At 68.4% G+C, this 14,357-nt stretch carries 13 protein-coding genes and 1 tRNA gene; 9 read left to right on the top strand and 5 right to left on the bottom strand.

All coding sequences use genetic code 11. The features are described 5' to 3' along the window. The first annotated feature begins 10 nt into the window (after positions 1-10). Genes ABDC25_RS09055 through ABDC25_RS09040 form a run of 4 tightly spaced genes read left to right on the top strand, consistent with a single transcriptional unit; the run spans position 11 to position 4,394 of the window. Positions 11-1,942 carry a biotin carboxylase N-terminal domain-containing protein gene (locus ABDC25_RS09055; RefSeq protein WP_021200542.1) on the top strand — a complete coding sequence of 644 codons (1,932 nt, stop codon included), beginning with the start codon at positions 11-13 and terminating at the stop codon, positions 1,940-1,942. A 2-nt stretch (positions 1,943-1,944) separates the two neighbouring features. Then, complete coding sequence (locus ABDC25_RS09050; RefSeq protein WP_136024879.1) at positions 1,945-3,093, top strand: acyl-CoA dehydrogenase family protein; 1,149 nt, start codon at positions 1,945-1,947, stop codon at positions 3,091-3,093. Positions 3,094-3,102: 9 nt separating this feature from the next. Continuing rightward, positions 3,103-3,591: a MaoC family dehydratase gene (locus tag ABDC25_RS09045; RefSeq protein ID WP_136024880.1), complete on the top strand. Its 489-nt coding sequence runs from the start codon at positions 3,103-3,105 to the stop codon at positions 3,589-3,591. Continuing rightward, positions 3,588-4,394 carry a CoA ester lyase gene (locus tag ABDC25_RS09040; RefSeq protein WP_347125872.1) on the top strand — a complete coding sequence of 269 codons (807 nt, stop codon included), beginning with the start codon at positions 3,588-3,590 and terminating at the stop codon, positions 4,392-4,394. Before ABDC25_RS09045 ends, ABDC25_RS09040 begins: the two co-directional genes overlap by 4 nt. Before the next feature lie 80 nt (positions 4,395-4,474). Here ABDC25_RS09040 and ABDC25_RS09035 read toward each other — a convergent pair whose 3' ends face one another. Together ABDC25_RS09035 and ABDC25_RS09030 are read right to left on the bottom strand one after the other, a co-directional pair. Further along, on the bottom strand, positions 4,475-5,062 hold the full coding sequence (locus ABDC25_RS09035) for a histidine phosphatase family protein (protein ID WP_021200546.1): 588 nt from the start codon (positions 5,060-5,062) through the stop codon (positions 4,475-4,477). Then, the gene (locus ABDC25_RS09030) at positions 5,059-5,898 is read right to left on the bottom strand and encodes a Sir2 family NAD-dependent protein deacetylase (RefSeq protein ID WP_292763441.1); all 840 of its coding nucleotides are present in this window, start codon (positions 5,896-5,898) and stop codon (positions 5,059-5,061) included. Before ABDC25_RS09030 ends, ABDC25_RS09035 begins: the two co-directional genes overlap by 4 nt. A 116-nt stretch (positions 5,899-6,014) precedes the next feature. Between ABDC25_RS09030 and ABDC25_RS09025 the strand changes: the two genes are divergently transcribed. Beyond that, entirely contained in the window at positions 6,015-6,815 is an 801-nt protein-coding gene (locus ABDC25_RS09025) for an RNA methyltransferase (protein WP_029259212.1), read from the top strand. 4 nt (positions 6,816-6,819) lie between these two features. Here ABDC25_RS09025 and ABDC25_RS09020 read toward each other — a convergent pair whose 3' ends face one another. Next, positions 6,820-7,662, bottom strand: a complete 843-nt coding sequence (locus tag ABDC25_RS09020) for an SGNH/GDSL hydrolase family protein (RefSeq protein ID WP_021200549.1) — start codon at positions 7,660-7,662, stop codon at positions 6,820-6,822. Between the two features lie 147 nt (positions 7,663-7,809). On the opposite strand from ABDC25_RS09020, the gene ABDC25_RS09015 reads away from it, so the two are divergent. Further along, on the top strand, positions 7,810-9,552 hold the full coding sequence (locus tag ABDC25_RS09015; protein WP_021200550.1) for a DEAD/DEAH box helicase: 1,743 nt from the start codon (positions 7,810-7,812) through the stop codon (positions 9,550-9,552). Positions 9,553-9,697: 145 nt separating this feature from the next. After that, a complete protein-coding gene (locus ABDC25_RS09010) occupies positions 9,698-10,795 on the top strand; it encodes a VIT1/CCC1 family protein (RefSeq protein WP_347125869.1) in 1,098 nt (365 codons plus the stop codon). A 266-nt stretch (positions 10,796-11,061) separates the two neighbouring features. On the opposite strand, the gene ABDC25_RS09005 is transcribed toward ABDC25_RS09010, so the two are convergent. Next, a tRNA-Leu gene (locus tag ABDC25_RS09005) sits at positions 11,062-11,144 on the bottom strand. A gap of 111 nt (positions 11,145-11,255) precedes the next feature. Between ABDC25_RS09005 and ABDC25_RS09000 the strand changes: the two genes are divergently transcribed. Both ABDC25_RS09000 and ABDC25_RS08995 read left to right on the top strand, forming a co-directional pair. Beyond that, on the top strand, positions 11,256-12,551 hold the full coding sequence (locus ABDC25_RS09000) for a M20/M25/M40 family metallo-hydrolase (RefSeq protein ID WP_029259215.1): 1,296 nt from the start codon (positions 11,256-11,258) through the stop codon (positions 12,549-12,551). Between the two features lie 40 nt (positions 12,552-12,591). Beyond that, entirely contained in the window at positions 12,592-13,416 is an 825-nt protein-coding gene (locus tag ABDC25_RS08995; RefSeq protein WP_021200554.1) for an undecaprenyl-diphosphate phosphatase, read from the top strand. 7 nt (positions 13,417-13,423) lie between these two features. Here the strand turns inward: ABDC25_RS08995 and ABDC25_RS08990 are convergent, their stop codons facing one another. Then, positions 13,424-14,272 (bottom strand): PAC2 family protein, encoded by an 849-nt coding sequence (locus ABDC25_RS08990; RefSeq protein WP_021200555.1) that lies wholly within the window; start codon positions 14,270-14,272, stop codon positions 13,424-13,426. Between the last annotated feature and the right edge of the window lie 85 nt (positions 14,273-14,357).

Raw genomic sequence — 14,357 nt, 5'->3', positions numbered from 1 at the left:
TGTCTTGTCCATGACCACGACGTCGTCGTCGAACACCGTCTCCTTCCACACCGTTCTCGTCGCCAACCGCGGGGAGATCGCCCGACGGGTGATCCGCACCCTGCGCACGCTCGGCATCCGCAGCGTCGCCGTCTACAGCGACGCCGACGTCGCGGCACCCCACGTGCGAGAGGCCGATGTCGCCGTGAGAATCGGCCCGGCACCGGCTGCGGAGTCGTACCTCGACATCGATGCCGTCATCGCGGCGGCTCGGCGCAGCGGCGCGCAAGCCATCCACCCCGGCTACGGATTCCTCTCCGAGAGCGTCGGACTCGCCGAGGCCTGCGCTGAGAGCGGCATCGTCTTCATCGGCCCGTCGGTGGAGGCCCTGCAGATCATGGGCGACAAGGCACGCGCTCGCGAGCACGTCCTGCGTTTCGGCGTTCCGGTCGTCCCCGGTTTCGACGCCAAAGGCCTGTCCGACGTCGAGATCGCCGAAGAGGCGGAGAACGTCGGATACCCACTGCTGGTCAAGCCCAGCGCCGGCGGAGGCGGCAAGGGCATGGAGGTCGTCGCCGACTCGACGGGGCTGCGCTCTGCGCTCGCCTCGGCCCGGCGCGTGGCGGCCGCGGCGTTCGGCGATGATGCGCTCATCCTCGAACGCCTGATCAGACGTCCGCGGCACATCGAGGTGCAGGTCTTCGGAGACGCGCACGGTACGGTCATCGCGCTCGGGGAGCGGGAGTGCACGCTGCAGCGACGGCACCAGAAGGTCGTCGAGGAGGCGCCGTCGGCAGGCATCCCCCCGCACACCCGGGAGCGACTGCTCGCAGCCGCCGTGCTGGCGGCTGAGAGCGTCGAATACATCGGGGCCGGCACGGTCGAGTTCCTCATCGACGCCGATGCGCCGGACGAGGTGTTCTTCATCGAGATGAACACCCGCCTCCAGGTGGAGCATCCGGTCACCGAGGAGGTCACCGGACTCGATCTCGTCGCCCTTCAACTCCGCGCGGCCGATGGGCTTCCGCTGGATGTCTCGCCGCGTCTGCGCGGTCACGCTGTGGAGGCGCGCGTGTATGCGGAATCGCCCGAGCGCGGCTTCCTCCCCTCCACCGGGAAGGTGCTGTTGTTCGAACCGCCCGTCGGTGTGCGCGTCGACGCGGCGATCGAGACCGGAAGCGAGGTGACCGGGTTCTACGATCCGATGATCGCGAAGGTGATCGCCTTCGCGGACGACCGTGCCACGGCACTCGCGCGGCTCGACGAGGCGCTCGCACGCACGGTCGTGCTGGGCGTCGAGACCAACATCGCGTTCCTGCGAACTCTCTGCCGGGACGCGCGCGTGATCGCGGGGGATCTCGACACGGGACTCATCGAGACCCTGCTTCCCCTCGACGCGCAGACGCCGTCGACCGCACAGCTCGCTGCCGCGAAGGATGCCATCTCGGAGCTCCGCGCGCCGGTGCGGACCAGCCCTCTGTGGCGAGAGCTGCCGGGATGGCGCCTGGGAGCGGAGAACACGGTGGTCGCCCCGTTCGTGGCGCTCACGGATGACGATGAAGAGGTCGAGCTCCACGAGGCCCCGTCCGCACGATCTCGAGTCTCCGTGCGTGCCGCTGTCGACGGCGACGGCGCGGTCTGGGTGGCCGAGGACGGACACACGGTCCGCCTGCGTCCCCTCGACAGAAGGCAGCGGATGCGGCGTCGGCTGTCGGCGCGCGAGGCGGGATCCGGGGCGACGGAACCGGAGGGACGGGCCCCGATGCCGGGCAGCGTCGTGGCGGTTCACGCCGCGGACGGGGAGAGGGTCTCCGCCGGCGACCCTCTCGTCTCGATCGAGGCGATGAAGATGGAGCACCCGGTGCTCGCACCGCACGACGGTGTGGTGCACCTGCTGGTCGCGGTGGGCGATCAGGTGCGGCGCGACCAACCGGTCGCCCGTGTGATGACGGAGGAGAGCTGAGCATGGAAGATCTGACCGAGGAGGAGCGCGAGCTCGCCGCCATGGTGCGGGAGTTCGCAGACACGGTCGTCGCGCCGCAGGCCTATGAGGCCGACCGCACCCATACGCTCTCGATGGACGTCGTGGCGCAGATGGGCGATCTCGGTCTGTTCGGCCTGCCGTTTCCCGAGGAGTACGGCGGACAGGGCGGCGACTACATGGCGCTCGGCATCGCGATCGAGGCGCTCGGCCGCGTGGATCAGTCCATCGCGATCACGCTCGAAGCAGGGGTCAGCCTCGGCGCCATGCCGATCTTCCGCTTCGGCACCGAGGAGCAGCGCCAGGAACTGCTGCCCGATCTGCTCGCCGGACGGGCGCTGGCGGGCTTCGGCCTCACCGAGCCGGAGGCGGGCAGCGACGCCGGCGCGACCAGGACCACGGCCCGACTCGACGGCGACGAGTGGGTGATCGACGGCTCCAAGCAGTTCATCACCAACTCCGGTACCCCGATCACGCGCTTCGTCACGGTCACCGCGGTGACCGGGAACGAGGACGGTCGCAAGGAGATCTCGACGATCATCGTGCCCAACGGCACCCCGGGATTCACGGTCGAGGCCCCCTACGACAAGGTGGGCTGGAACGCCTCCGACACGCATCCGCTGACTTTCGACGGGGCGCGGGTGCCCGCCTCGAACCTGCTCGGCACACGGGGGAGCGGCTTCCGCAGCTTCCTGAGCATCCTCGACGAAGGCCGCATCGCGATCGCAGCTCTCTCGACGGGGGCGGCGGAGGGCTGCCTGGAGGCGGCGGTGGACTACGCGAAGAGCCGCACGATCTTCGGCGCTGCGTTGAGCACGCGCCAGAATGCCCAGTTCACGCTGGCACGGATGCGCGCGCGGGTTCACACCGCTCGGCTCGCCTGGCATCACGCCGCGCGGTTGCGGGATGCCGGCAAGCCGTTCGCCGAAGCGGCGGCCATCGCGAAACTCGTCGGCGGAGAGGCCGCGATGGACAACGCCAGGGATGCGACGCAGATCTTCGGGGGAAACGGGTTCATGAACGAGTTCCCCGTCGGCCGTCATTACCGTGACTCCAAGATCCTCGAGATCGGCGAGGGCACCACCGAGGTGCAGCTCCTCGTCATCGCACGCGGACTCGGACTCGCCGGGTAGCGTGACGGTATGACCACGCACGACATCCTGCAGCGGGGGCTGTACTACGAGGAGTTCGCGGTCGACGGCCGCTACCTGCATCGCCCTGGGCGCACGGCGACCGAGGCCGACAACGTTCTCTTCACGACGCTCACGATGAATACGCAGGCGCTGCATCTCGACGCGGCCTTCGCCGAGGCCCAGGATCCGTTCCACGCGCGGCTGATGAACTCGATGTGGACGCTGTCGACGATGGTGGGATCATCGGTCGCGCAGCTGACCCAGGGAACTCTCGTCGCGCAGCTCGGTTTCGGCGAAGTGGCTTTCCCGCATCCGCTGTTCGCCGGCGACACGCTCTACACCGAGAGCGTCGTCGTGGAGAAACGGCTCTCCTCGTCCCGACCGGGGCAGGGAATCGTGAAGATCGCGCACACCGGACGCAATCAGGACGGAACGGTGGTCGCCACTGCCGTGCGCTCGGTGTTGGTGCACTGCCTTCCGGAGGGTCCCGCCGCATGAGCTTCGACCTCGGCCCTGCTCTGCTGTTCTGCCCCGCCGATCGACCCGAGCGTTTCCAGAAGGCCGCCGAGCGCGCCGATGCGATCATCCTCGACCTCGAGGATGCGGTGCTCCCGGATGCGAAGGACGCCGCGCGCAGGAATGTCGTCGAAGCCGACCTCGACCCCGGCCGCGTCGTCGTGCGCGTGAATGCCGCGGACAGCGACGCCTTCACCGCCGACCTCGCGATGCTGGCGAAGACGGACTTCCGCACCGTGATGGTGGCGAAGACGGAGAGCGCGGAGAGCCTCTCAGCGTTCGACGACCGTTACTCGCTGATCGCTCTGTGCGAGACCGCCCGTGGCGTGCACGCCGCAGACCGCATCGCCGCGCACCCACGGGTCACAGCGATGATGTGGGGGGCCGAGGATCTCGTGGCCTCCCTCGGTGGCACGTCGTCCCGGAATGCCGATGGGGGCTATCGCGACATCGCCCGCTATGCCCGCGCGCGCATCCTCCTCGAGGCTGGGGCCCGGGGCAAAGCCGCCATCGATGCCGTGCACATCGCCCTCGACGACGCCGAGGGCCTCGATCGCGAGGCGCGCGATGCCGCCGCGTCGGGCTTTCGCGCGACGGCATGCATCCATCCCAACCAGGTGGCGGCGATCCGGGCCGCCTACCGACCGGACGAGAGGACCGTGGCATGGGCGCGTGCGGTCCTCCTCGCCGCGGCGGCAGAGCGCGGTGTGTTCCGGTTCGAGGGACGGATGATCGACGAACCAGTGCTCCGTCACGCGCGCTCCGTCGTCTCTCGTGCCGGCTGATCGCCGCCTCGGCTGATCAGGGCAGCAGCTGATCAGGGCAGCAGCTGATCAGAGCAGCAGCTGATCAGAGCAGCAGCTGATCAGAGGACCGGAGATTCCTCGAGCAGCCGAAGGTATCCGGGAGCTGCCACGAAGCGATGCGCCGAGCCGTTCTGAAGGACCTGGCCGTCCCGGGGGAGGGTTCCGCCGGAGACGTGGTCGATCACGGCCCGGATCACTCCGCCATGGGCGACCACGATGACCGACTCCGCGCGAGGAGCGGACCGCCGGCGTGCGTCTCGGGCGATCTCGTGCAGCGCCGCGATGGCCCGTTCGCCGACCTCGTGCAGGGACTCGGCCCCGGGAACCTCCGCATGCCAATCCCCGTAGGTCCTGATGTAGTCCGGCACGAGCATGCCTTCGCCCTCGCCGAACTCGCGCTCACGGATGTCGGGGACGACTCCGGTGATCTCCAGCCCCAGCCGATCCGCGATGATCTCCGCCGTCTCCCTCGCTCTCAGCAGGGGGCTGGTGTAGACGGCATGATGCGTACCGGCAGCGAGCCTCTCCGCCGCCCACCGCGCGTCGTCGCGCCCCGTCTCGTTCAGCGGGATGTCGGTGGAGCCTTGGATGCGCTTGGCGAGGTTCCAGTCGGTCTGACCGTGGCGGACGAGGGTGAGGTGGGTCACGAGAGGAGTTCCTGGAGTGCGGGGAGCACGTCGCTGGTGCCGGCGGCGATGGTGAGGTGCGCCCAGGCATCCGCGCGCGTCGGCTCACGGTTGACGATGATCAAGGGGATGTTGCGGCGACGGGCGCGCTCGACGAGACGCACGCCGGAGTTGACGACCAGCGAGGAACCCGCGACGATCAGTGCGGTGCTCGAGCGCAGCAGCGACTCGGCGGCACGGAAGCGGTCCTGGGGAACGTATTCGCCGAAGAAGACCACATCCGGCTTGAGCGTCCCTGCGCACACCGTGCACACCGGGACGATGAACCCCTCCGTGGTCTCAGGCAGGACGTCGCCGTCGGGAGCGAGCGCGATGTTCTCCGGCACCGTGATCCAGGGGTTGAGCTCCTCGATCTGCACGGCGACATCGCGGCGGTCGAACACCTGACCGCACTTGAGGCAGAGCACGCGGCGCATCGTCCCGTGCACCTCGATCACGTGCGAGCTCCCGGCTCGCAGATGCAGACCGTCGACGTTCTGCGTGATGACTCCGGATACGGTGCCCACGGTTTCGAGTTGCGCCAGCGCGATATGTCCCGGGTTCGGCTCAGCTCGGGCGAACGCGCGCCAACCGAGATGGCTCCCGACCCAGTACCGACGCCGCGCGGCCTCATCGCCCAAGAATGTCTGGATCGTCATGGGATCGCTGCGGGTCCTGGCGCCTTCACCGCGATAGGCGGGGATACCGGAATCGGTCGAGATACCGGCGCCGGTGAGAAGTGCGATGCGCTTCTCGCGCAGCAACTCGGCGGCGTGGGCGATGGTGGCCGACAGCTCGGCGGGATTCGACACGCTCACGGGACCTCCTCGAGCGAGTCTACGGTGCGGGGACGGACACGGCGCCCGCCGACGGGGCGTCAGCGCGCGCCGACGCCGTGCGAGGCCTGCCCACGGACGATGGCAGAGTGGACATCGTGGAACTACTGCCTGTGACCGATGCCGACGACCCGCGTCTCGACGACTACCGCGGACTCACCGACACCGCGCTTCGTGCCCTGTCTGAGCCGTCGGGTGGTCTCTACATCGCGGAATCGACGAAGGTGATCGCCCGCGCGGTGGCGGCTGGACATCGTCCGCGTTCCGTACTGGTCCAGGAGCGCCGGGTGGAGGACATCCGGAGGATCGTCGGCGATCTCGATGTGCCCGTGTACGTGGTGCCGGACGAGATCGCCGAGACGGTGACCGGCTTCGCGGTGCACAGGGGGACGATCGCCTCGATGCACCGCCCCGAGCTGCCGTCGGTTCACGACGTGATCCAGGGGGCGACCCTCGTGCTCATCCTCGAGAACATCGGCGACCACACCAACGTCGGAGCGGCCTTCCGTGCGGCTGCCGGGCTGGGGGCCGACGCGGTGCTGGTGTCGCCAGGGGGCGCCGACCCGCTGTACCGTCGCAGTGTCCGCGTGAGCATGGGGACCGTGTTCCAGGTGCCGTGGACGCGTATCCCCGACTGGGATTCCGCCATCGCAGACCTTCACGCCGCGGGCTTCGACATCGCCGCCCTCGCGCTGCGTGACGACGCGGTGACGCTCGACACCTACGCCGCCGATCGTCCGGAACGCGTCGCACTCGTCATGGGCTCGGAGGGCGACGGCCTCTCGCGCGAGGCGATGGAGGGTGCAGACACCATCGTCACCATCCCGATGTCCGGCGGGGTCGACTCGCTCAACGTGGCATCCGCCGCCGCGGTCGCGCTCTGGTCGATGAAAGCCTGACCTCTCAGTCCCTCTCCGGAGGGGTCTGCTCGAATCGGAACACCGGCGAGGGCTCCGGACGCTTCGCCGCGAGGTTGTCTCCGGATGACTGGTGCCGCAACCTCCGGAGCACCCATGGCACCAGGTGCTCGCGTGCCCAGCCGAGGTCCTCGGCGCGCGCCTCTCGCCACGTCCGCAGCGGGAACGGCTCGGGCTGCATGGCCTCGAGGTCGTTCGGCACGTTCAGCGCGCGCAGCGCCATCCGTGCCACCTCGTGGTGACCGAGGGCGTTGTAGTGCAGGCGGTCGTCGTCGAAGAACCGCATGTCCTGCACGACCTTGAGCGCCCACTGATCGGCGACGATGCAGTCATGACGCTCGGCGATCGCGCGGACGTTCTCGTTGTAGATCGCGACCTTGCCGCGGAACGCCCGGAAAACCGGCGTGAAGGCGGTGTCGATCCCGGTGAAGAGGAGCACGGCCGCTCCCGTCGAGGCCAGTCGGGCCACGGCGTCTTCGAGCTGACTCGCGATGGCGTCCGGATCGGTCCCGGGGCGGATCACGTCGTTGCCGCCCGCACAGATCGACACCAGATCAGGGTGGAGCGCCACGGCCGGCTCGATCTGATCGGCGACGATCTGTGCGATGAGTTTTCCGCGGACGGCGAGATTCGCGTAGGCGAAGTCGTCCACCTGCGAGGCGAGCACCTCCGCGACGCGGTCGGCCCAGCCGCGGTGGCTGCCGGGATGTGCGGGATCCGGGTCGCCGATGCCCTCCGTGAACGAATCGCCGATCGCGACGAAACGACGCCACGGATGTGCGGTCTCGTTCGGAACGTAGGGGGTCCGAGTCGAATCCTGGTCGGTCATCCCGCTCTCCTTCACGAACATTCTGCCCGGCGGAGGTGACCGCTGCGCAGTGACAGAGCCTACTGCAGGCGCACGTCCGGGGGAGGGGCACGCGCGGGAACCGCGGCGAGTGATCCCGTGTCCCCGGCAGCGATTATCGTGGAGTCGATGCTCTCTCCGTCCTTTCCACAGCGTGCTCCTTGGGGCACCGCGAACAAGCTGCGCGCGTGGCAGCAGGAGGCCCTCGAACAGTACTTCGCCGCGGATCAGCGCGACTTCCTCGTGGCCGCCACCCCCGGTGCAGGGAAGACCACGTTCGCTCTCACCCTGGCGGTCGAACTCATGCGCATGGGCGAGGTCAACCGCATCATCGTGGTGGCTCCGACCGAGCATCTCAAGACGCAGTGGGCCGATGCCGCCGCGCGCGTGCACATCCGCCTCGACCCCCGCTTCCGCAACAGCGACTGGGCACCCGCCCGCCACTATCACGGCGCCGTCGTGACGTACGCGCAGGTCGCGGCGAAGTCCTCCGTGCACCGGCATCTCACGGAAGACGCGAAGACGCTGGTGATCCTCGACGAGGTCCACCACGGCGGTGATGCACTGAGCTGGGGCGACGCCATCCGCGATGCGTACGGTCCCGCCAAGCGGCGTCTCCTGCTCTCCGGAACCCCGTTCCGCAGCGACACGGCACCGATCCCGTTCGTCGAATACCACCCCGACGAATCCGGCGCGCGCATCTCTCGCACCGACTACAACTACGGCTACGGTCGTGCGCTGGCCGACGGCGTCGTCCGACCTGTCCTGTTCCACATGTATGCGGGCAAGATGCGGTGGCGCACGACGACGGGCGACGAACTCGAGACGCACCTGGGCCAGGACAACACGAAAGACGTGACTTCGCAGGCCTGGCGCACCGCGCTCGACCCCGAGGGCGACTGGATGCCGGCCGTGCTGTCGGCCGCAGACCGCCGCCTCACCGAGATCCGCCACCACGTCCCCGACGCCGGCGGTCTGGTGCTGGCGACCGATCAGACCGTCGCCCGGGCATACGCCAAGATCCTGCACAGCATCACGGGCCAGCAGGCCACGGTCGTGCTCTCCGACGACGCGACCGCATCGGAACGCATCGAGAAGTTCAGCGCGAACGACTCCCGGTGGATGGTGGCCGTGCGCATGGTGTCGGAGGGTGTCGACGTGCCGCGCCTCGCGGTGGGCGTGTACGCGACCTCCTCGTCGACTCCGCTGTTCTTCGCCCAAGCCATCGGTCGTTTCGTGCGGGCCCGACGCCGCGGTGAGGCCGCCAGCGTGTTCCTTCCGCAGGTCCCCGTGCTCATGGGGCTCGCGAACGAGATGGACAAGCAGCGTGACCACGCACTCGACCGGCAGTCGAAGGAGGACGACGGGCTGGAAGACTCCCTGCTCGAGAGCGCGAATCGCGAGGAGGAGACCTCGGACGCGCTGACGCAGGAGTTCAGCTATCAGGCGCTCTCGTCCGTCGCGCACTTCGATCGCGTGGTGTTCGAAGGTCAGGAGTTCGGACAGCTCGCAGAACCCGGCACACCGGAAGAGGAGGAGTTCATCGGATTCCCCGGTCTCCTCGAACCGGAACACGTCCACGAACTGCTCATGCAGCGTCAGTCCCGTCAATCGCGTCTGCGTGAAGCGCGAGAAGCCTCGACCGCACCGACCGAGACGACGACGCTGCCCCCGCCCCTGCATCGCACGCTCAAAGAGCAGCGACAGCTTCTGAACAGTCTCGTCGGACTCTACGCCCGGCAGAAGGGCGAGCCCCACGGCGCGGTGCATGCCGAGCTCCGACGGATCTGCGGAGGTCCGGCCGTCGCTCAGGCGACGGTGACCCAGCTGCAGTCGCGCATCGAGGTTCTCCGCAAACGCGTGCGTTCCTGAGGACCACAGGACCGCATGACGTCCGGCCGGTGCTTCGGATCCCCGAAATGCTGTCAATCCGCGCCTGAGCAGGGTTCCTGCGCGCCTTCAGAGCTAGCGTTGAACGGTTGCCCGCGCACCGGGCACCGTCTTTCCTGGAGGATCCATGACAGCCCCCGCCGCAGTCGAACCGACGCCAGCCGACCGCCGGCGCTGGGCGCGCTATCTCGTCGAGGAGCGTGCCGAAGGCGCCGTTTATCAGAAGCTCGCTGCACGACGAGAGGGGGAGGAGCGCGACATCCTGCTGAGTCTCGCTGACGCCGAACGCCGCCATGAGCAGCATTGGCTCGATCTTCTCGGCAGCGAGCCGAAGCGACTTCCCCGCGCCGGAGTGCGTTCGCGACTCCTCGGCTGGATGGCCGGTCGTTTCGGGTCCATCTTCGTCCTGGCTCTCGCCCAGAGCGCGGAGGCGCGTTCCCCCTACGATGCGGAGCAGTACGCCACCCCCGCGATGCGGGCCGACGAGAAGGTTCACTTCGAGGTCGTGCGCGGGCTCGCGGCACGCGGCCGCAGGCGCCTCTCCGGATCCTTCCGTGCAGCCGTCTTCGGAGCGAACGACGGCCTCGTGAGCAACCTGGCGCTCGTCCTCGGCATCGGCGCGACAGGGGTGAGCTCCGGTTTCGTGCTCTTCAGCGGCATCGCTGGTCTTCTGGCCGGAGCGCTGTCCATGGGGGCGGGGGAGTTCGTCTCCGTACGATCCCAGCGCGAGCTGCTCGCAGCCACCGAGGCGAACGAAGACGCCCATGCGTCGGCCGGCGATCTCGACATCGACGAGAACGAGCTCGCGCTCGTCTACCGCGCACGGGGCATGGAGCAGGAGGAATCGCTGGCGCGCGCCCGGCGCATCGTGAGCGCAGCCCAGGCCGGGGCGCGCCGGGCCGCGACCGGTCCGGTCGACATCCAGGGCGGCGACGCACACGAGATCGTCGGCAGCGATTGGACGGCCGCGATCTCGAGCTTCCTCCTCTTCGCCTCCGGGGCGATCATTCCGGTGCTGCCCTGGATATTCGGCCTGGAGGGAACGACGGCCGTCGTCGTCGCACTCGTGCTCGTCGGCATCGCGCTCCTGAGCACCGGCGCGATGGTGGGCGTGCTCTCGGGCGGCCCGCCCCTGCGCCGCGCCCTGCGCCAACTCGCCATCGGCTTCGGCGCAGCCGCCATCACCTACCTGCTGGGCCTTCTCTTCGGAGTCAGCGCGGCGTGACCGGCAGCGACTCCTGTTCCTGCGATCGCGTGATCGCCGGAACAGGATAGCGGCCCTCGACGACGACGGAGGCGGGCTCGTACATCCGCATCACCGGACGGAGTTCTCCCGATGGAGCGGAGCCCGGTAGCTCCGGATCAAGGCGCGGCGTGTATCTCCGCTCTCCGGTGAGCTGTTCCCCGCGTCGTCGACGCACACGACGTCGGTCGTCCACACGACAACAAAGAAGGCCCCGGATCCAGGGATCCGGGGCCTTCTTCTTCCTGTGCGCGGAGGGGGACTTGAACCCCCACGCCCTTACGGGCACTACGACCTCAACGTAGCGCGTCTACCATTCCGCCACCCGCGCAGGTGTTGGATAATCGTTGCCGACCGAAGAATGACATTACCACGTCCCCAGCGGCCTCTCGAACCGAGGCGCACGCCCGGGCGTGGCGCGCGCTTTCGATAGCCTGGACCCATGACCGATCCGTCTCTTCCGGAGGTCGTCCGCATCGCGAGCGACCTGATCCGCTTCGACACCTCCAACTTCGGCGGGGGCAACGCGAAGGGCGAGCGCGAGGCCGCGCAATATGTCGGTGCCTACCTGGAGGGGCTCGGGCTCGCGGTCGAGTACTACGAGCCGATCCCGCGCCGCACGAACGTGATGGCGAGGGTGCCGGGGCGTGACAGGGACAAGCCCGCGCTCGTCGTGCACGGCCATCTCGACGTCGTTCCCGCCATGGCGGAGGACTGGAGCGTCGACCCGTTCGCCGGCCTCGTGCGGGACGGAATGCTGTGGGGCCGTGGAGCCGTCGACATGAAGAACATGAATGCCATGATCCTCACGTCGGTGGCCGAGATCCTGCGCGCAGGCGAGCAACCGGAACGCGATCTCGTGCTGGCCTTCTTCGCCGACGAGGAGAACGGCGGTGTCGAGGGGTCAGCGCTCGTCGTGCAGAACCGCCCGGAGTGGTTCGAGGGCGCGACGGCCGCCATCAGCGAGGTCGGCGGCTACTCGATCACCGTCGATGACCGACGGGCCTATCTGCTGCAGGTGGGGGAGAAGGCCCTGATCTGGATACGGCTCGTCGCGAAGGGCCGCGCGGGCCACGGAAGCCGCCTGCACGACGACAACGCCGTCACGAAGCTCGCTGAAGCGGTCGCGGCGATCGGGCGCACCCGGTGGCCGATCCGTCTGACGTCGACGACCAGGGCCCTGCTGGAGGGCCTGAGCGACCTGACCGGGCGCAGCGTCGACGACCCCGATGCCCTCGCCGCAGCCGCGGGACCGGCCGAGGCCTTCCTGCGGTCCTCGTTCCGCACGACGACGAACCCGACAGCGCTGGCAGCGGGCTACAAGCACAATGTGATCCCGGAGCGCGCCGAGGCGCTGATCGACGTACGGGTGATCCCCGGGACCGAGGACGACGTCCTCGCCGAGCTGCAGCAGATCGTCGGAGACGAGATCGTCATCGAGACGGTCGTCCGCGACATCGGGATGGAGACGCCGTTCGAGGGCGAGCTCGTGGAGGCGATGGTCGCCAGCATCGGCCGCCACGACCCGGGGGTTCCGGTCATCCCGTATCTGCTCGGTGCCGGCACGGACAACAAGGCACTGGCATACCTGGGCATCACCGGCTACGGCTTCGCGCCGCTCAGGCTGCCTGCCGACCTCGACTTCACAGGCATGTTCCACGGAGTCGATGAGCGAGTACCCGTAGAATCGCTTGTCTTCGGCCAGCAGGTTCTGACCGATCTGCTGCGCACGTACTGAGCGCCGCGCGCTCCGTGCCTCCCTGAACTGAAAGCTCTCCATGCACCTGCTCGAAGCACTGATCCTCGGCATCGTCCAGGGACTCACCGAATTCCTTCCGATCTCCTCCAGCGCTCACCTGCGCATCCTCGGAACGTTCCTCCCCTCGGGTGAGGACCCGGGGGCCGCGTTCACCGCGATCACACAGATCGGTACCGAGGCCGCCGTCGTGGTGTTCTTCTGGCGCGACATCGTGCGCATCGTCACGCAGTGGTTCCGGTCTCTCGTCGGCAAGGCGCCGCGCAACGATCCGGACGCCAGGATGGGCTGGTTGATCATCATCGGCAGCATCCCGATCGTGGTCCTCGGGCTCCTTTTCCAGGATCAGATCGAGACCGTGCTCCGATCGATGTGGATCGTCGCCGTCATGCTGATCGTGTTCGGCATCCTGCTCGGCGTCGCCGACTACGTGGGAGCGAAGCGCCGAAAGCTCGATGACCTCACCTACCCGCACGGCATCGCCTTCGGTTTCGCGCAGGCGCTGGCGTTGATCCCCGGGGTCTCCCGCTCGGGCGGCACGATCACGATGGGCCTGTTCCTCGGATACGAGCGTGCGGCTGCAGCGCGCTACGCCTTCCTGCTGGCGATCCCCGCCGTCTTCGGCAGCGGCTTCTACCAGGTGTTCAAGAGCTGGGACGAGCCGTCGTTCTTCTCGTTCGGCGACACCCTCGCCGCGACGGGAATCGCCTTCGTGGTGGCACTGGGCGTGATCGCGTTCTTCATGAACTGGATCTCGAAGCGCAGCTTCCTGCCATTCGTCATCTACCGCATCCTGCTCGGCACCGTCCTGCTGGTCCTTCTCGGCACCGGCGTGATCGCCGCCTGACCCGCGCTCAGCGCTTGCGGTCGCCCGGACCGTCGTCGCGGCGGCGCAGGTAGCGCTCGAATGCCTGGGCGATCGCATCGCCCGACGCCTCGGGGGAGTCCCACGTGTCACGGGTGCGCTCGAGCTGGCGGATGTACTCCGCCATGTCCTCGTCCTCCGATGCGGCGGCATCGATCGACGCCTCCCAGGCGGCGGCCTCCGTGCGCAACGCCGTGCGATCCACATCCACTCCGGTGAGCTCCTCGAGACGGTCGAGGAGGGCGAGCGTGACCTTCGGCGAGGGTGTCGCCGAAGCGACGTAGTGTGGCACGCTCGCCCAGAGGCTCGCGGTGGGGATGCCGGCGTTCTCCGCGAAGTGCTCGAAGACGGTGAGGATGCCCACGGGGCCCTCGTACAGCGAGCGTTCCAGACCATGTGCCTCGCGCACCTGCTCGTTCTGGCTGGAGGCGAAGATCGAGATCGGCCGTGTGTGCGGAACGTCGGACAGCATGGCGCCGAGGGTGACGAGACCGGTGATGTCGTCGCGCAGAGCGATGTCGATGAACTCGGAGGCGAACGCCTGCCAGGTGCGCGCCGGCTCGGCTCCGGTGAGAAGCCAGAACTCCGGGCCCGGGCCGGGGTTCCGAGGACGCCACAGACCTGCTTCCGGCCAGGTGAGCTGACGACGGCCTTCCGCATCCATCCGCGTCGACGGACGCGTGTACTGGTAGTCGAAGTACAGCTCGGGGTCGACGGAATGCACGAGATCGTATTCCGACGAGGAGCGCAGCGCATCGATGGCACTGCTCGCCGCTTCACCCGCGTCATTCCAGCCGTCGAAGGCGGCGATGACGATGCGCGGACCGAGAACATCCATCGAGGGCTCCCTTCGAGATCGCGGTCGTGATCCTTCCAGGCTAGTCCGCGAAGGCGGGGAGCGGGCGGCACCACGGCTAGCATGG

Source organism: Microbacterium sp. SY138, from assembly GCF_039729145.1.
Taxonomy (GTDB): Bacteria; Actinomycetota; Actinomycetes; order Actinomycetales; family Microbacteriaceae; genus Microbacterium; species Microbacterium maritypicum_A.
Note: the sequence above shows the minus strand (reverse complement) of the source record. Positions and strands in the feature narration are given on the sequence as shown.